Annotated in this window: 16 protein-coding genes; 12 read left to right on the top strand and 4 right to left on the bottom strand. The window is 63.4% G+C overall.

Translation table 11 applies throughout. From position 1 onward, the window contains the following. Positions 1-4: 4 nt before the first annotated feature. Positions 5-1,342 carry a dihydroorotase gene (locus QQJ96_RS19785; RefSeq protein ID WP_284333752.1) on the bottom strand — a complete coding sequence of 446 codons (1,338 nt, stop codon included), beginning with the start codon at positions 1,340-1,342 and terminating at the stop codon, positions 5-7. A gap of 51 nt (positions 1,343-1,393) precedes the next feature. Then, positions 1,394-1,663: a membrane protein insertion efficiency factor YidD gene (gene yidD, locus QQJ96_RS19780; protein ID WP_284333751.1), complete on the bottom strand. Its 270-nt coding sequence runs from the start codon at positions 1,661-1,663 to the stop codon at positions 1,394-1,396. 123 nt (positions 1,664-1,786) lie between these two features. Here yidD and dksA point away from each other — a divergent pair, with 123 nt between their 5' ends. Further along, a complete protein-coding gene (dksA, locus tag QQJ96_RS19775; protein ID WP_284333750.1) occupies positions 1,787-2,851 on the top strand; it encodes an RNA polymerase-binding protein DksA in 1,065 nt (354 codons plus the stop codon). A 113-nt stretch (positions 2,852-2,964) separates the two neighbouring features. Here the strand turns inward: dksA and QQJ96_RS19770 are convergent, their stop codons facing one another. Together QQJ96_RS19770 and cysS are read right to left on the bottom strand one after the other, a co-directional pair. Further along, positions 2,965-3,393, bottom strand: a complete 429-nt coding sequence (locus QQJ96_RS19770) for a SufE family protein (RefSeq protein WP_284333749.1) — start codon at positions 3,391-3,393, stop codon at positions 2,965-2,967. Positions 3,394-3,452: 59 nt separating this feature from the next. Further along, the gene (gene cysS / locus QQJ96_RS19765) at positions 3,453-4,829 is read right to left on the bottom strand and encodes a cysteine--tRNA ligase (RefSeq protein ID WP_284333818.1); all 1,377 of its coding nucleotides are present in this window, start codon (positions 4,827-4,829) and stop codon (positions 3,453-3,455) included. Between the two features lie 199 nt (positions 4,830-5,028). On the opposite strand from cysS, the gene QQJ96_RS19760 reads away from it, so the two are divergent. The 11 genes from QQJ96_RS19760 (at position 5,029) to QQJ96_RS19710 (ending at position 16,644) form a co-directional block, all read left to right on the top strand. After that, positions 5,029-5,589 carry a glycine zipper 2TM domain-containing protein gene (locus tag QQJ96_RS19760; RefSeq protein ID WP_284333748.1) on the top strand — a complete coding sequence of 187 codons (561 nt, stop codon included), beginning with the start codon at positions 5,029-5,031 and terminating at the stop codon, positions 5,587-5,589. Between the two features lie 606 nt (positions 5,590-6,195). Beyond that, positions 6,196-7,203 (top strand): N-acetylornithine carbamoyltransferase, encoded by a 1,008-nt coding sequence (locus tag QQJ96_RS19755; RefSeq protein WP_284333747.1) that lies wholly within the window; start codon positions 6,196-6,198, stop codon positions 7,201-7,203. A 16-nt stretch (positions 7,204-7,219) separates the two neighbouring features. Continuing rightward, positions 7,220-7,852 carry an FMN-binding negative transcriptional regulator gene (locus tag QQJ96_RS19750; protein WP_284333746.1) on the top strand — a complete coding sequence of 211 codons (633 nt, stop codon included), beginning with the start codon at positions 7,220-7,222 and terminating at the stop codon, positions 7,850-7,852. Next, positions 7,842-8,318, top strand: a complete 477-nt coding sequence (locus QQJ96_RS19745) for an OsmC family protein (protein WP_284333745.1) — start codon at positions 7,842-7,844, stop codon at positions 8,316-8,318. The genes QQJ96_RS19750 and QQJ96_RS19745 overlap by 11 nt, the downstream gene beginning before the upstream one ends. Before the next feature lie 21 nt (positions 8,319-8,339). Then, positions 8,340-9,533 carry an argininosuccinate synthase gene (locus QQJ96_RS19740; protein WP_284333817.1) on the top strand — a complete coding sequence of 398 codons (1,194 nt, stop codon included), beginning with the start codon at positions 8,340-8,342 and terminating at the stop codon, positions 9,531-9,533. Next, positions 9,530-10,648: an acetylornithine deacetylase gene (locus QQJ96_RS19735; RefSeq protein WP_284333744.1), complete on the top strand. Its 1,119-nt coding sequence runs from the start codon at positions 9,530-9,532 to the stop codon at positions 10,646-10,648. Before QQJ96_RS19740 ends, QQJ96_RS19735 begins: the two co-directional genes overlap by 4 nt. Positions 10,649-10,685: 37 nt before the next feature. Continuing rightward, on the top strand, positions 10,686-11,951 hold the full coding sequence (locus QQJ96_RS19730; protein ID WP_284333816.1) for an acetylglutamate kinase: 1,266 nt from the start codon (positions 10,686-10,688) through the stop codon (positions 11,949-11,951). Between the two features lie 5 nt (positions 11,952-11,956). Beyond that, the gene (gene argC, locus QQJ96_RS19725; protein ID WP_284333743.1) at positions 11,957-12,928 is read left to right on the top strand and encodes an N-acetyl-gamma-glutamyl-phosphate reductase; all 972 of its coding nucleotides are present in this window, start codon (positions 11,957-11,959) and stop codon (positions 12,926-12,928) included. After that, positions 12,925-14,220, top strand: a complete 1,296-nt coding sequence (gene argH, locus QQJ96_RS19720) for an argininosuccinate lyase (RefSeq protein WP_284333742.1) — start codon at positions 12,925-12,927, stop codon at positions 14,218-14,220. The genes argC and argH overlap by 4 nt, the downstream gene beginning before the upstream one ends. Before the next feature lie 10 nt (positions 14,221-14,230). Continuing rightward, on the top strand, positions 14,231-15,379 hold the full coding sequence (gene proB / locus QQJ96_RS19715) for a glutamate 5-kinase (protein ID WP_284333741.1): 1,149 nt from the start codon (positions 14,231-14,233) through the stop codon (positions 15,377-15,379). Beyond that, positions 15,376-16,644, top strand: a complete 1,269-nt coding sequence (locus QQJ96_RS19710) for a glutamate-5-semialdehyde dehydrogenase (protein ID WP_284333740.1) — start codon at positions 15,376-15,378, stop codon at positions 16,642-16,644. Before proB ends, QQJ96_RS19710 begins: the two co-directional genes overlap by 4 nt. Positions 16,645-16,722: the final 78 nt, after the last annotated feature.

The raw sequence follows: 16,722 nt of genomic DNA, 5'->3' as shown, positions 1-16,722 counted from the left end.
TCTTTCAGCGGTCGAACGTCAAGCGCTCGCCGCGCACGCTTTCGTCGACGCGCAAGCCATCCCACACATGCTGTCCGTTGACGAACGTAGCGGCAATGGAGTGCTGGAAGGTATGGCCCTCGAACGGGGACCAACCGCACTTGGACAGCACCTCTTCGCGGCGCACGCTATGCGGTTTGCGCGGATCGACCAGCACCAGGTCGGCGGCGTAGCCTTCGCGCAGGAAGCCGCGTTCGTGCACGCTAAATAGCGTAGCCGGCGCGTGGCTGACGGCCTCCACCACACGTTCCAGCGTGAGCTTGCCCTCGGTAACGCGCTGCAAAGCCGCTTGCAGCGCGAATTGCACCAGCGGCAGGCCGGAGGGTGCCTTGTCGTACGCCTGCGCTTTTTCTTCCAGCAGATGCGGCGCGTGATCGGTGGCCAGTACGTCGATGCGGCTTTCCGCCACGGCCTTGATGATCGCTTCGCGATCCGCGGCGGTCTTGATCGCGGGGTTGCACTTGATCAGGAAGCCCAGCTGTTCGTAATCGGCATCGCTGAAATGCAGGAAGTGCACGCAGGTCTCGGCCGTGATCTGCTTGCCCTTGATCGGACCGGGCTGGAACAGCGCCAACTCATCGGCGGTGGAAATGTGCAGCACATGCAAGCGCGTACCGTGCTTGCGCGCCAGCGCGATCGCCAACCGGGTGGATTTGATGCACGCCTCGCGCGAACGGATCAGCGGATGCTCGCGCGCGGGGATGTTTTCGCCGTATTGCTCCCGCGCCTTGGCGTGCAGGGCGTCGATCATCGGGGTATCTTCGCAGTGCGTGATGATCGGCGTGGGCGCTTCGCGGAAGATGCCGTCCAGCGTATCCGGGTTGTCCACCAGCATGTTGCCGGTGGAGGCGCCCATGAACACCTTGATGCCCGGCGCGGCTTTTGGATCCAGCGCGCGGATCGCCTGGAGATTGTCATTGCTGGCGCCGAGATAGAAGGCATAGTTGGTGGCCGAGGTTTCTGCCGCGCGCGCGTACTTGGCCTCCAACGAGTCGCGATCCAAGGCCGGCGGCTTGGTATTGGGCATCTCCATGAAGCTGGTGATGCCGCCGGCTGCGCAGGCGCGTGATTCGTGGGCGATATCGGCCTTGTGCGTGAGCCCCGGTTCGCGGAAGTGCACCTGGTCATCGATCATGCCCGGCAACAGCCATAGGCCAGTGGCGTCGATCACCGGTTCGCCGGGGCGTGCGTTCAAGCTGTCGCTTATGGCGTCGATGCGGCCGTGCTTTACGCGCAGGTCGGCATGCCAACGGCGCCCTTCGTTGACCAGTTCGGCGTTCTTGATCAGCCAATCGGTGGACACGGAAACTCCTCAATCAAAGAAAATCCAAAAGGTTCGGGACTTGCGCTGTGCTCAGGAGGCCCCATGTTCCGGTTCCCTGTGGGGGGCGCGGCAGCTTGCCAGGTGAAAGCGCTCCGGCACCGGATCGTTGCCGCCCGAGCACAGCGGCTGGCAGCGCAGTATCCGCCAGCCGGCCAGCACGCCGCCCCGCCATGGACCGAAGCGGGACACGGCGATGCGTGCATAATCGGAGCAACTGGGGTAAAAGCGACAACGCTGTCCCAACAGCGGACTCACGTAGCGTTTGTAGAGGTTGAGCAGGAAGATGATCAATCGACTCACGGTGTTCACACGGCCGAAACCGCTTTGAGACCCAAGGACGCAAGTATTCCAGAAGGATGGTTGCCGGTGTGAAGGGTATTGGGCTATAACACCCGGCCGCCAAGGCCAAAACGGTGAAGGTAAATGGCGAAAACGACGCATAATCCGACCGCCGCCAAGCAAGCTGCCAAAGGAAAGGCAGCGGGCAAGGGCAACGAAACCAAGGCCACCAAGGCCAAGGTCGCTGCGCCCAAGTCCGTGAAAAAGGCGGCCCCGGCCAAGAAGGCCGAGGTGAAGAAGGCGCCAGCCAAGACAGCGGCCAAGCCGGCGCCGGCCAAGAAGGTCGTGGCCAAGCCGGCCCCCAAGCCGCAACCGAAGAAGGCCGAGCCAGTCAAGGTAGTGAAAAAGGCAGCCAAGCCCGAAGTGAAGAAGCCCGAGCCCAAGCATGCCGCGCCTGCCGCCAAGCCGGCACCGGTACCAGCCAAGAAGGCGGTCGAAAAAACCGTCGCCAAGCCGCCGGCCCATGCTCCTGTCGCGGCTTCGGCAACGCCCAAGTCGCGGGCGGAACCTACACAAACTGCAACACCTGAGGCCGTATCATCACCCGCCACCCGGCCCCTGACGGGCAAGGTAGCCAGCGCCGTGGGCCCCACGGCGCAGCGCGTAGCAAATGCCACTGCGCATAATTCCTCCAGCAAGAAGCAGAAAAGCACGCAGTCATCAATGAATAGCTCCGCCACAACGCTAGATAACGGTGTAACCCGCGAAGACGGCCGTTACGCCCTGCCCATCACCACGAACATCGATCTGCCTCAGGGCTATCGTCCTTCGTCCGACGAGGAGTACATGAATCCCCGTCACCTGGCCTACTTCCGCAACAAACTGCGCGCCTGGCGCGAGCAGCTGGTGGAAGAGTCGCGCCAGACCATGGAAAACCTGCGCGACGAGGTCCGCGACGTGGGCGACGAAGCCGAGCGCGCTACCCGCGAGACGGAAAACTCGCTGGAACTGCGCACCCGCGATCGCTACCGCAAGCTGATCTCCAAGATCGACAAAGCGTTGCGCCGCATCGAGGAAGGCCGCTATGGCTATTGCGAAGAGACCGATGAAGAAATCGGCCTCGAGCGCCTCGACGCCCGCCCCATCGCCACCTTGTCGCTGGATGCGCAGGAGCGTCGCGAGCATTTGCAGAAGCAGATGGGCGATTGACGTTCGTCCGATCGATATAACGAAAGCCCCGCCTAAGAGCGGGGTTTTTCGTAGGCTGGGATGCCAATCCCAGCATCGGGAAGTGGCCAAGAAGCTGGGATTGTCATCCCAGCCTACAGAGCCGCGGCTGCGTACGCCTTCAGCTTCGCCAACATCGCCGCCAGGCCGTTCGAACGCGTCGGCGACAAATGCTTGGCCAGCCCGATATCCTGGATGAAGGCAGGCTCGGTGGCGACGATCTCGGCCGCCGGGCGATCCGAATACACGCGCAGCACCAGCGCGATCAGGCCCGAAACGATGGCCGAGTCGCTGATCGCCTCGAAGTGCATGTTCGCGGCGTCGCCGCTGGGCACCAGCCACACCATCGACTGGCAGCCGTGTACGCGGTAATCCTCAGTCTTGCAATCGTCCGGGAACGGCGCAAGCTGCTTGCCGAGGTCGATCAGGTATTGGTAGCGCTCGGTCCAGTCGCCGAAGAAGGCGAATTCATCGACGATATCGTGTTGAGCCTGGGCGGCGCTGGCGGGGGCGAGAGTATTCATGGACCTATTATCGCGCGGTCCGTCCTAACTCGGGCCGAACCGCTCCATTTCAATGCTTGTCAATGCTTGGCCACGCTCCAGCGCGTGCCCTGGGCGCCATCCTCGATCACCACGCCCATGGACGTCAGCTCGTTACGGATCGCGTCCGCCCGGGCGAAGTCGCGCGCGGCGCGGGCGGCGCGGCGTTCTTCCAGCAGGGCCTCGACTTGCCCGGCATCCACCTCGCTACCACCGGCCTGCTTGAACCAGGCTTCAGGATCCTGCTGCAGCAGGCCCAGCACCGCGCCGCCGCCCAGCAAGGCGGCCTTGGTGGCCGGGCTGGGCGCCTGCCGCGCGGCATCGGCTAGCACCGACAATTCGGCCAGGGCTTGCGGCGTGTTGAGGTCATCGCAAAGGGCGGCTTCCAGGCGCTCCGGCACGGGCAGCGGCTGGGTGCCGTCAAGCTCGATGCCGCTCAACTCGCGCAGCACGCGGTACCAGCCATCCAGTGTGCTGATGGCCTGGGCGATGGCCGCATCCGACCAGTCCAGCGGCTGCCGGTAATGGCCGCGCAGCAGCAGCAAGCGCAACGCCTCATGCGGATGCATTTTGAGCAGGGCATGCACGTGCAGCACGTTGCCCAGCGACTTGGACATCTTGCGTCCATCGAAGGTAAGCATGCCGTTGTGCATCCACCAGCGCGCGAACACCTTGCCGCCGTGCGCGCAGGTGGACTGGGCGATTTCGTTTTCGTGATGCGGGAACAGCAGGTCCACGCCACCGGCATGGATGTCGATGGTTTCACCCAGGTGGGCGGCGCTCATGGCCGAGCATTCGATGTGCCAGCCGGGCCGCCCGCGGCCCCAGGGGCTGTCCCAGCCGGGAAGTTCCGGCGTGGACGGCTTCCACAGCACGAAATCGGTGGGATTGCGCTTGTAGGGCGCCACTTCCACCCGCGCGCCGGCGATCAGCTCGTCGGTGTCGCGGCCGGACAGTGCGCCGTAGGTCGGGTAGGCGGCCACGTCGAACAGGACATGGCCTTGTGCCTCGTAAGCATGACCGCCACGGATCAGCGCCTGGATCATTTCGATGATCTGGCCGATGTGCGCGGTGGCATGGGGTTCCACGTCCGGCGGGGCAATGCCCAGGCCGGCCATGTCCTCGCGATAGGCCTGGGCGAAGCGGCTGGTGATGCTGCCGATCGCCACACCCTGTTCAAGGGCGGCGGCGTTGATCTTGTCGTCCACGTCGGTGATGTTGCGGGCATACACGACCTGGGGGTAATGCCGTCGCAGCAGCTTCACCAGTACGTCGAACACCACCGGGCCACGCGCATTGCCGATATGCACGTAGTTGTAGACCGTGGGTCCGCACAGGTACAGCGTCACCCGGTTCGGATCGAGCGGCGCAAAGGGCTCGAGACGGCGGCTGAGGCTGTTGTAGAGCGAGATCGGCATGGCGGGCGGCGCGGTCGGGGCGAAGCCCGCCATCTTATCAAGCTCTTGCGGCGCCGCCGCCGGAAGCTCGAAAAAGTTCCGGCAACCGGCACGCAGCGTGGCACCAAATTGCGCCCGTTCTAAGCGTGGATTCAGAGTGAATTTGTTGCAATTTGACTATGCGCCAAAGGCGCCCTCAAGCCCTCTTCCGGAGGAATTTATGAATAACAAGATGCGGTTGATCGTTCTGCTCGCGCTCGCCGTGACGGCCACCGGCACGATGGCCCAGCAAGGCGGCTACTACCCCCCGCCGCCCCCTCCGCCGGGCGGTGCCGGCGCCGATAACGCGCACTATGCCTGGGCCGACGTGCTGCGCGTCGACCCGGTCTACGGCGTGGCGCGCACCTCCGCTCCCAGCACCCAGTGCTATGACCAGCAGGTGGTGCAGCAGACCCCGGGCAACAAGGGTGTCGGCACCGTGCTTGGCGCCGTGGTCGGCGGCGTGCTCGGCAGCACCATTGGCCATGGCCGCGGCAACACTGCGGCGATCGTGGGCGGTGCGGTGGCGGGTGGCGCGGTGGGTAATTCCGTCTCCAGCGGCGGACAGACCTACACCAGCAACCAGACGGTGTGCCAGCCGGTGAACCAGGTCAGCGAGCAGCGCCAGATCATCGGCTACGACGTGGAATATCGTTATCACGGCGACGTCTATATTTCGCGCCTCAGCTACGACCCGGGCGAACGCCTGCGGGTGCGGGTAAGCGTTTCGCCGGCCGACTGACCGGCACCTGCGCCCACTGAAGGCGGCCTCGCCTAGGGAGCCTCTGATCTCACTGCAGCACCCGTCACCGCACTGTATGCGCGTCTGGCGGCGCCCCAGTGGCGAAGGCAGACTGGCCGTCTGTCTAGACGCTGGGGCGCCGCCAGACGCGCATACAGTGCGGCCCCAACATTTTAAATTTTGATGACGGGGTGACGTCCAGAAGGCCCGCAGGGAGTGCCCCGCGGCTTGAACAGACGGCCAGTCTGCCCTGTGCCGCGCGGCACTGCCTGCGGGCCTTCTGGACGTCATGCCGGGTGTTGCAGTGAGATCAGAGGCTCCCTAGCGCGGCCGCTTTTCTTTTTGCGGCGCGAATTTTTTCTGTTGCATGGCAGCGAAATTCCCGTCATGATGGCCCTTCAACCACCCGGACCTCTCATGTCTTCAGCCGTCTATACCGCTACCGTGCTTACCAGTGCCCGCATGGCCGCTGGCATGACCTCGCGTGCGCGTCGACCGCTGAACCGACAATTGGCCGGGTAGGCTGTCGCTTTCGTTGCATGTGTAATACGACGACTAAACCCGGCCCTAGCGCCGGGTTTTTTGTTTTTTGGACTGGAGTCAACGATGTCGCTTCGTCACTTCCTCACCACCCAGGATTACAGCCGCGCTGAAATCGATGCCTTGCTTGAGCAGGCTGCGGTCTTCAAGCGTTCCCCGCGTGGCCAGCAGCTTGCCGGCAAATCCGTGGCGCTGCTGTTCTTCAATCCCTCGATGCGCACGCGCACGAGCTTCGAGCTGGGCGCATTCCATCTCGGTGGCCATGCCATCGTGCTTGCGCCAGGCAAGGATGCATGGCCGATCGAATTCCGTCCCGGCGTGGTGATGGACGGCGAAGCCGAAGAGCACATCGCCGAAGTGGCGCGCGTGCTCAGTCGCTATGTCGATCTGATCGCGGTGCGCGCTTTTCCCAAATTCCAGGATTGGTCGGTGGATCGCGAGGATGCGGTGATCAAGGCCTTCGCGCAGCACGCAACGGTGCCGGTGATCAACATGGAAACTATCACCCATCCTTGCCAGGAACTGGCGCATGCGCTGGCGCTGAAGGAGCGCTTCGGCGACCTCACTGGCCGCAAGTACGTACTCACCTGGACCTATCATCCCAAGCCGCTGAACACCGCCGTCGCCAACTCGGCGCTGCTGATCGCGACCAAGCTGGGCATGGACGTCACGCTGTTGTGCCCCACGCCCGACTACGTGCTGGATGAGCGCTACATGGCCTACGGCGAACAAAACGCCAGGGAAAACGGCGGCACGCTCACGGTCAGCCACAACATCGAAGAGGCCTACCGTGGCGCCGATGTGGTGTATGCCAAGAGCTGGGGTGCGCTGCCGTACTTCGGCCGCTGGGAAGCGGAAAAGCCGATCCGCGACGCGCACAAGCACTTCATCGTCGATGAAGCAAAGATGGCGCTCACCAACAACGGTGTGTTCAGCCACTGCCTGCCGCTGCGCCGGAACATCAAGGCCACCGACGCCGTGATGGATTCGCCGGCCTGCATCGCCATCGATGAAGCCGAAAACCGCTTGCACGTGCAAAAGGCGGTGATGGCATCGCTGATTGCGCAACGCTGATCACTGCGAGTCCATCATGTACCTGCCCAAGAGCTTTCACGAAACGCGCGTCGACATATTGCATGCGCTTATGCGCGATTACCCGTTTGCCACGGTCGTCATGCACGGTGCCGACGGCCTGGTGGCAAATCACTTGCCGTTGGAACTGGTCAGTGACACCGCGCTGCACGGACACGTCGCGCGTGGCAATGAACTGGCCAAGGCCGATGGCGTGTCGGTGCTGGTGATCTTCCACGGCGCCGATGGCTACGTCAGTCCCAACTGGTATCCGAGCAAACACGAAACCGGCCGCGAGGTACCTACCTGGAACTACGCGGTGGTACAGGTCCATGGTCGACTGCGGGTGGTGGAAGATCCGGCATGGCTGCGCCAGTTGCTGGAGCGGTTGACCGATCGCCATGAAGCTTCGCAGCCCAAGCCCTGGCACGTCAGCGATGCGCCGGCCGACCACATCGAGAAAATGCTGAGCCTGATCGTGGGCCTCGATATCGCGATCGAGCGTATCGAAGGCAAGTTCAAGCTGAGCCAGAACCATCCTGACGGCAATCGTGCGGGCGTGCTGCAAGGCCTGGCCGAACGCGAGGGCCGGCGCGATGCCGAACTGTCCGATCTGATGCAACAAGCCGAGGAACGTGGAAATGGGAGATAAGCAGCACCAATACCCGGTGCAGGTCGTGTGGACCGGCAATCACGGCACTGGCACGAAAACCTACCAGGGCTACGGCCGCGAGCACGAAGTGCATGTGGCCGGCAAGCCGGTGATCGCCGGTTCGTCGGATGCCGCCTTCCGCGGCGACGGCAGCAAGCACAACCCCGAAGACATGCTGGTGGCGGCGCTGTCGAGCTGTCACATGCTGTGGTACCTGCATCTGGCGGCGGTGGCGGGCGTGGTGGTCACCGCTTACGTCGACGAAGCTGTCGGTACGCTGGTGGAACATGGCAACGATGGCCGCTTTACCGAGGTCGTGTTGCGTCCGAGCGTAAGCATCAGCAAAGACAGCGATCCCGAAGCCGCCAAGCGGGTGCACGACGATGCGCACCATGCCTGCTTCATCGCCAATTCCGTCAATTTTCCGGTGCGCTGCGAACCGCGCATTGTCATCGAATCCGTGTAACCCACCTTTTTTGGATCTTGCATCATGAGCAAAGACATCGTTCTGGCCTTTTCCGGCGGTCTCGACACCAGCTTCTGTGTTCCCTACCTACAAGAGCGTGGCTGGGCCGTGCATACCGTGTTCGCCGATACCGGCGGCGTGGACGCGGAGGAACGCGCGTATATCGAGGCGCGCGCCAAGGAACTGGGCGTAGCCAGCCACGTCACCGTCGATGGCGGCCCGGCGATCTGGAACGGTTTCGTAAAACCCTTCGTCTGGGCGGGCGAGGGCTACCAGGGGCAGTATCCGCTGCTGGTGTCCGATCGCTACCTGATCGTGGACGCCGCGCTCAAGCGTTGCGCGGAGCTGGGCACCAAGGCGATCGCCCACGGTTGCACCGGCATGGGCAACGACCAGGTGCGTTTCGACCTGGCGGTGAAGGCGCAGGGCGACTACGAGATCGTGGCGCCGATCCGCGAGATCCAGAAAGAGCACACCGAAGTGCGCGCCTACGAGCAGAAGTACCTGGAAGCCAAGGGCTTCGGCGTGCGCGCCAAGCAGAAGGCCTATACCATCAACGAGAACCTGCTCGGTGTGACCATGTCCGGTGGTGAGATCGATCGCTGGCTGGTACCCGGCGAAGGCGCGATCGGCTGGTGCAAGCCGCGCTCCGAATGGCCGGCCAAACCGCTGCGCCTGAAGCTGAGCTTCGTCAACGGCGAAGCGGTGGCGCTGGATGGCGAGAAGATGGCCGGCCACCAGCTGCTGGCCAAGCTCAACACGCTGCTGGCGCAGTATGGCGTGGGCCGCGGCATCTACACCGGTGATACCACCATTGGCCTCAAGGGTCGCATCATTTTCGAGGCGCCAGGCTTGACCGCCTTGCTCGCCGCACATCGTGCGCTCGAAGAAGCCGTGCTCACCAAGCAGCAGAACCGCTTCAAGCCGGACGTGGCGCGCAAATGGGTGGAGCTGGTGTATGAAGGCTTCTTCCACGATCCGCTGAAGACCGATCTGGAAGCCTTCCTTGCTTCCAGCCAGGCCACCGTCAACGGCGAGGTCACGCTGGAAACCAACGGCGGCCTCATCACCGCGGTCGCGTTGGAGTCTGGACACATACTCAACGCCAAGGGAGCCACCTATGCGCAGGCGGCGGACTGGGGCGTGGCCGAAGCTGAAGGCTTCATCAAGCTGTTCGGCATGAGCAGCACGCTGTGGGCCGAGGTGAATCGATGAGCGCTGCGCTCGGCAGCTCCACCTTGCTGGATGCCACCCTGCAGCATTTGCGCGCACTGGTGTCATTCGACACGCGCAATCCGCCGCGTTCGATTGGTACCGGCGGCATCTTCGATTACCTGCGCGAACAGTTGCCGGGTTTCGACGTGCAGGTGACCGATCAAGGCGCCGGCGCGGTAACCCTGTACGCCGTGCGCGGCAAGCCGAAGTATCTGTTCAACGTGCACCTGGACACGGTGCCGGATTCGCCGCACTGGACGCGCGATCCGCACGTGCTGGAAGTGACGGCGGATCGCGCGATCGGCCTGGGCGCCTGCGACATCAAGGGCGCCGCCGCTGCGCTGGTTGCCGTGGCGAACGCCTGTGACGGTGATCTGGCCTTGCTGTTCTCCACCGACGAAGAAGCCAATGATCCGCGCTGCATTGCGGCCTTTCTCAAGCAAGGGCACCCCTACGAGGCGGTGATCGTGGCCGAGCCGACGCGTGGCGAAGCGGTGCTCGCGCATCGTGGCATCCATTCGGTGCAGATGCGTTTCAGCGGGCAGGCTGGTCACGCTTCGGGCGAGATCAAGGCCACCGACAGCGCCGTCCACCAGGCGATACGTTGGGGTGCTGCAGCGCTGGATCATGTGGACAGCCTGGCGCACGAGCGCTTCGGCGGTCTTACCGGCTTGCGCTTCAACATCGGTCGAGTGGAGGGTGGCATCAAGGCCAACATGATCGCGCCCACCGCCGATGTGCGCTTCGGCTTCCGTCCGTTGCCGAGCATGGACCCGGATCAGCTGCTGGAAACCTTTCGCAGCTTGGTGGAACCCGTGCCGATCAGTTATGAAGAGCTGTTCCGCGGGATGTCTTTGCCGGCGGGCGATGTCCCCAACGCCGAGGCACGGCGCCTTGCCGCACGCGACATCGCCGATGAACTCGGTATTCCCGTGGGCAACGCGGTGAATTTCTGGACCGAAGCGGCGCTGTTTTCCGAAGGCGGCTATGTCTCTTTCGTTTACGGCCCTGGCGACATCGCCCAAGCGCACACCGCCGACGAATGGGTCGCGCTGGATCAATTGCAGCAGTACGCCCAAACCATCTACGAGATCGTGAACCGTGGAAGCGCATAAGAACACTCGCCAGACCATCGTGCGCCTGCTCTCCGCCATGGGCAGCGCCAAGGAAATCCAGCAGTACCTCAAGCGTTTTTCGCAACTGGACGCCAAGCGCTTCGCGGTGGTGAAAGTGGGCGGCGCGGTGCTGCGCGACGAACTCAACGACCTTACTTCCTCGCTGACCTTCCTGCAGCAGGTGGGGCTCACCCCGATCGTGCTGCATGGCGCGGGACCACAGCTCGACGCGGAGCTGGAAGCGGCCGGCATCACCAAGCAGACCGTAAGTGGCCTGCGTGTTACTTCGCCCAAGGCGTTGGGCATCGTGCGTCGCGTTTTCCAGCAGCAGAACCTGCGGCTGGTGGAAGCGCTGCAGGCGATGGATACCCGCGCCACGTCGGTGCCTTCGGGCGTGTTCATGTCCAGCTTTCTCGACCGGGACGTCTACGGCATGGTCGGCAAGGTCGACAGCATCAATCTTGCGCCGATCGAAGCGAGCCTGCGCGCAGGTTCCATTCCGGTCATCGCCAGCCTGGGCGAAACGGACGAAGGCCAGTTCCTCAACATCAACGCCGATTTCGCCGCCAATGAACTGGTGCGCGTGCTGCAACCGTACAAGATCATTTTCCTCACCGGCACCGGCGGCCTGCTCGATGACCAGGGGCAGGTCATCGATTCGATCAACCTGAGCACCGAGTACGAGCACCTGATTCAGCAGCCCTGGATCAGTGGCGGCATGCGGGTGAAGATCGAACAGATTGCCGACTTGCTGCAGAGCCTGCCGCTGACCTCGTCGGTATCGATCACGCGTCCGTCGGAACTGGCCAAGGAACTGTTCACGCACAAGGGCTCGGGTACGCTGGTGCGCCGCGGCGAGAAAGTGTTCTGCTTCGAAAGCTGGGATGGCGTCGACCAGGTTCGCCTGCGCGGACTGATCGAATCCAGCTTCGGCCGCAAAGTGGTCGAGGACTATTTCGAACGCACCAGGCCGTATCGCGTCTATGTCAGCGAAAACTATCGCGCCGCGATGATCCTGACCCGCGAAGACGGCCTGGTCTACCTCGACAAGTTCGCCGTGCTGGACGATGCGCAGGGCGAAGGCTTGGGCCGCGCCGTATGGCTGGTGATGCGTGAGGAGAACCCCAGCCTGTTCTGGCGTTCGCGGCACGGCAACAACATCAACCATTTCTATTACGCGGAGTCGGATGGCTGTTACAAGCAGGAACGCTGGAAAGTGTTCTGGTATGGCCTCGATGGCTTCGACACGATCGCGCGTTGCGTGGAACATTGCGCCGCGCGCCAACCCACCTTGATCGACTGACGAATATGGTTATTTCCAACAAACGCATCGGCATTGTCGGCGCGCGCGGTCACACTGGCGCGGAACTGATCCGGCTCGTGGCGGCGCACCCCTCGCTTGAGCTGGCCTATGTTTCGTCGCGCGAGCTTAACGGCCAACGAGTTGAGGACCATGTCGAGGCCTATCGCGGCGATCTGCGCTACAGCTCGCCTGCGCATGAGGAACTGCCGGCGCTGGCGGCGGACGTGGTGGTGCTGGCCCTGCCTAACGGCAAGGCATCAGCCTGCGTGGAAGCCTTCGACGCAGCGGGCCAGGACCCACTGATCGTGGATCTGTCGGCCGACTATCGCTTTGACGATCGCTGGTATTACGGCTTGCCCGAACTCACCCGCCACAAATGGCGCGGCGAAAAACGCATCAGCAATCCCGGCTGCTATGCCACCGCCATCCAGCTAGCTGTCGCGCCGCTGAAGGATCTGCTCGCCGCGCCGCCGGTATGCTTCGGCGTATCGGGCTATTCCGGCGCCGGTACCACGCCCTCGGACAAGAACGATCCGGAAAAGCTGCGCGATAACCTGATGCCGTACTCGCTCACCGGTCATATGCACGAGAAGGAAGCGAGCCGGCATCTTGGGCTGCCGGTGGAATTCATGCCGCACGTGGCGCCGCATTTCCGCGGCTTGACCGTTACCACCAATCTCTACCTGTCGCGCGCCTTGAAGCGCGAGGACGTGCTGGCGCGCTTCCAGCAAGCCTATGCAGGCGAAAAGCTGGTACGCGTGCTCGACGAGGCGCCTTGGGTCAGCAAGATCGCCGGCCGGCATCACGCCGAGATCGGCGGCTTTGCCCTGTCGGCGGATGGCAAGCGCGTGGTGGTGGTTTCCACGCTGGACAACCTGCTCAAAGGCGCTGCGACGCAGGCCATGCAGAACATCAACCGTGCGATCGGTGTGGACGAATACACCTCGATTCCCACCGGACAAGAGGCTCACGCATGAGCGACCTCCTTTGGCAAAAAGCCGGCGTCGAAACCAACGCGAAGATCATGAAGTTTCTGGCTGGCGACGACGTGTTGCTGGACCGGGAATTTTTCCTGCATGACATCGTGGCCAGCAAGGCCCATGTGGAAGGGCTGGCCAACATCGGCGTGGTCAGCGCGAAGGAAAGCGAAGATCTCAGGCGCGAGCTGGAGGTGTTGGCCGAGGATTTTCGCGCCGGACGGTTCGTGCTGGATGAGTCCTACGAAGATGGCCATTCCGCCATCGAGGCTCGCTTGACCGAGCGCCTTGGTGATGCTGGCCGCCGCGTGCATACGGGCCGTAGCCGCAACGACCAGATTCTCGTTGCCACGCGCTTGTGGCTGAAGGAAAAGCTTGGGCTGCTGGAAACCCATTGCCGCGCTATCGCCGATGTGTGCTTGCAGCGTGCGGCCCAGCCGGCATTGCCCTTGCCTGGTTACACGCACCTACAGCGAGCCGTGGTGTCGTCCACCGCGATGTGGTTTGCCGGTTTCGCGGAAGGCTTCGTCGACAACGCCTGGCGCGCGCGACAAACCGCCGCGTGGATCGACACCAATCCCTTGGGTACCGCCGCCGGCTACGGCGTGAATCTGCCGTTGGATCGCGCGCATACCACGCAGGCGCTGGGCTTCGGCCGCATGCAGGTATCGCCCATCTACGCGCAGTTGTCCCGTGGCAAGTTCGAAATGGCCGCGATGGAAGCCTTGAGCAGCGCCATGCTGGACGCACGCCGCCTGGCTTGGGACCTGTCGCTGTTCACCACCGCCGAATTCAACTTTGTAACGCTGCCGGCCGAATACACCACCGGCAGCTCGATCATGCCCAACAAGCGCAATCCGGACGTAGTGGAGCTGCTGCGCGCATCCTATGCCACGGTTGCCGCGGCACGTTGCGAGATCGAGCAACTGCTATCGCTGCCATCGGGCTATCAGCGTGATCTGCAATTCTCCAAGGGATCGTTGTTCCATGGCGTGACCCATGGTCTGGCTGCGCTGGAACTGTTGCCCGATCTGCTCGCGCGCATGCAATGGAACGAAGCGAGCATGCGTGCCGCCATCGAGCCGGCGATGTACGCCACCGACGTGGCGATCGAACAAGCTGCCGCAGGGGTGCCGTTTCGTGAGGCGTATCGAGCGGCAGCGCAAGCGGCTCAGGCAGCTGGGGAGGGGCGTACGCCCGAATCCAGTCTTGCCGCACGCACCTCGCCAGGTTCGGGCAATGATCTGCAACTGGATACATTGAGACAACGTCTGGAAAATCTTTCGGCCTAGCGTATCGGTAATGAGCATCGTCAGTCTGCCCGAACACGCCTTGCCGCCATGGCGCCGCGCGGTGCTAAAGGTCGGCAGCAATTTGCTGGCCGCCGACGGCGGCGGCCTCACCTCGCGCTATGCGCAAGCATTGGCTGGATTTATCGACGCAAGCCAACGTGCAGGGCGCGAAGTGGTGCTGGTTTCTTCCGGTGCCGTTGCCGCCGGCCGTGCACTGTTGCGTACGCGCGCCTTGCCTGGGCCGGAGCTTGCGGCAAAGCAGGCGCTTGCCGCCCTGGGCCAGGCGCCGATGATCGCGTTGTGGCAGAGCCTGACGGAGCGCCCAGTGGCGCAGGTGCTGTTGACTCACGACGATCTGCGCAATCGCCGTCGCTACCTCAACGCGCGTGCCACCTTGCGCGAATTGCTGATGCTGCGCGTATTGCCGGTCGTCAACGAAAACGACACCGTGGCCGTGGACGAACTCAAGCTGGGCGACAATGACAATCTCGCCGCCATCGTCGCCGCCCTGGTCGATGCCGACCTGCTGCTGATTGCCTCCGACGTGGATGCGCTCTACAACGCCGATCCCCGTCATGATCCGGCAGCGCAACCTATTGGCCATGTGCCGCAATTGACGGCGCAAATCATTGCCATGGCTGGCGGCAGCGGTACTGGCGTGGGTACCGGCGGCATGCGCACCAAGCTGCAGGCGGCTGAGAAGGCAGCCGCTGCAGGCATCCCCACCGCACTGTTCAGTGGTCGCGAGCCCACTACGGTGAAAGCACTGGAAGCCGACTGTTTGCGCGGCACGCTGGTCGATGTTGCCGGCAATCGCCTGCAGGCACGCAAATACTGGTTGCGCCACGCGCCAGCCGGCAACGGTCACGTCAGCATCGATGCGGGGGCGGTGCGTGCCTTGACCGGCGGGCGCGCCTCGCTGTTGCCCGGCGGCATTGTTGATGTAGCCGGCGAATTCCACCGCGGCGACCTGGTGGAAATCGTCGACGCCAACGATCGCCCGGTGGCTCGCGGACTATGCCAGTACGGCGCGGCCGAGGTACGCCGCCTGGCTGGCAGGCATAGTCGTGATATTGCGTCCCTGTTGGGCTATAGCTACGGCGCAGAGGTCGTCCACCGCGATGACCTGGCCATCATCGCAGGAGAATCGGAAGCATGAGCGAGATTCGTACCCTGGCCCTGGCTTGCAAGGACGCCGCGCAAGCCATGTTTGCACTCGACAGCGAGAGCAAGCGCAGGCTGCTGCACGACATGGCGTCCGCGCTGGAAAACCAACGCGATGCCATACTCGCAGCCAATGCGCGCGACCTGCAGCACGCCACCGCCAAAGGCATCCAGGGCGCCATGCTGGACCGGTTGCGACTGGACGGAGCGCGCATCACCGGCATCGCCAACGCCGTGCGTGAAATCGCCGCCTTGCCCGACCCGGTCGGCCTGGTCACCCGGCGCGACACGCGCCCGAACGGCCTGGAAATAGAGCGCGTGCGCATTCCGCTCGGCGTCATCGCGATGATCTACGAGGCGCGCCCCAACGTCACCGCCGACGCTGCAGCCCTGTGCCTGATGGCTGGCAACGCTGTGATCCTGCGCGGCGGTTCCGAAGCATTGCATTCCAACCAGGCGATTGCTTCGGCCTTGCATGCCGCGCTGGAAAAGCACGACATTCCCGTTGCCGCAGTCACCCTGATCGAGGACTTGCGTCGTGAAACGATGATCGAGCTGCTGCAGCTCAGCGACATCGTGGACCTGGCCATTCCACGCGGCGGCGAAGGCCTGATCCAATTCGTCGCCGAGCACGCCCGCGTGCCGGTGATCAAGCACTATAAGGGCGTCTGCCATCTCTACGTCGATGCTTCGGCGGACGAGGCGCTGGCCCTGAACCTGCTGGTCGACGGCAAGACGTCTCGCCCCGGCGTGTGCAATGCGTTGGAAACGGTGTTGGTCCATCGAGACATCGCCGCGACCTTCTTGCCGAAGGCTGTGCAGGCATTGCAGGAGCGCGGCGTTGAACTACGCGGCTGCGATCGTTCGCGCGCGCTGGTGGATGGTTTGCGGCCAGCCACGGATGAAGATTATGCCGCCGAATTTCTCGACTTGATTCTCGCGGTCCGCGTGGTCGACGACCTGGGCATGGCCATCGGCCATATCCAGCGCTTCGGTTCCGACCACACCGAGGTCATTGCCACGCGCAACGACGAATCCGCTCGCCGTTTTGTACAAGCGATTCGCTCGGCGGTGGTGATGGTCAATGCTTCGTCACGTTTTTCCGATGGTGGGGAATTGGGACTGGGGGCGGAGATCGGCATTTCCACCACGCGCCTGCATGCGTACGGCCCGATGGGCGCGGAGGCGTTGACGGTGGAGCGATTCGTCGTGCGTGGCGATGGACAGGTGCGTCACCCGCAGAGCCGGGTCGTTGACTAAGCTTGCATGCAGATCTGTCCCGGATGTCCATGCTCCAGCGTTGAGCGGCGCCTGGCTGTGGGATAGGCTGGGCGCTCC

The organism is Dyella flagellata (assembly GCF_030160275.1).
GTDB classification, from domain to species: domain Bacteria; phylum Pseudomonadota; class Gammaproteobacteria; order Xanthomonadales; family Rhodanobacteraceae; genus Dyella_B; species Dyella_B flagellata.
The sequence above is the reverse complement of the archived record's forward strand: the minus strand, read 5'-3'. Positions and strand labels throughout refer to the sequence as shown.

Excerpts from the sequence above, each read along its gene's own strand:
- dksA (WP_284333750.1), top strand. The coding sequence starts at position 1,787 with ATGGCGAAAACGACGCATAATCCGACCGCCGCCAAGCAAGCTGCCAAA.
- QQJ96_RS19770 (WP_284333749.1), bottom strand. The coding sequence starts at position 3,393 with ATGAATACTCTCGCCCCCGCCAGCGCCGCCCAGGCTCAACACGATATC.
- cysS (WP_284333818.1), bottom strand. The coding sequence starts at position 4,829 with ATGCCGATCTCGCTCTACAACAGCCTCAGCCGCCGTCTCGAGCCCTTT.
- QQJ96_RS19760 (WP_284333748.1), top strand. The coding sequence starts at position 5,029 with ATGAATAACAAGATGCGGTTGATCGTTCTGCTCGCGCTCGCCGTGACG.
- QQJ96_RS19755 (WP_284333747.1), top strand. The coding sequence starts at position 6,196 with ATGTCGCTTCGTCACTTCCTCACCACCCAGGATTACAGCCGCGCTGAA.
- QQJ96_RS19750 (WP_284333746.1), top strand. The coding sequence starts at position 7,220 with ATGTACCTGCCCAAGAGCTTTCACGAAACGCGCGTCGACATATTGCAT.
- QQJ96_RS19745 (WP_284333745.1), top strand. The coding sequence starts at position 7,842 with ATGGGAGATAAGCAGCACCAATACCCGGTGCAGGTCGTGTGGACCGGC.
- QQJ96_RS19735 (WP_284333744.1), top strand. The coding sequence starts at position 9,530 with ATGAGCGCTGCGCTCGGCAGCTCCACCTTGCTGGATGCCACCCTGCAG.
- QQJ96_RS19730 (WP_284333816.1), top strand. The coding sequence starts at position 10,686 with ATGGGCAGCGCCAAGGAAATCCAGCAGTACCTCAAGCGTTTTTCGCAA.
- argC (WP_284333743.1), top strand. The coding sequence starts at position 11,957 with ATGGTTATTTCCAACAAACGCATCGGCATTGTCGGCGCGCGCGGTCAC.
- argH (WP_284333742.1), top strand. The coding sequence starts at position 12,925 with ATGAGCGACCTCCTTTGGCAAAAAGCCGGCGTCGAAACCAACGCGAAG.
- proB (WP_284333741.1), top strand. The coding sequence starts at position 14,231 with ATGAGCATCGTCAGTCTGCCCGAACACGCCTTGCCGCCATGGCGCCGC.
- QQJ96_RS19710 (WP_284333740.1), top strand. The coding sequence starts at position 15,376 with ATGAGCGAGATTCGTACCCTGGCCCTGGCTTGCAAGGACGCCGCGCAA.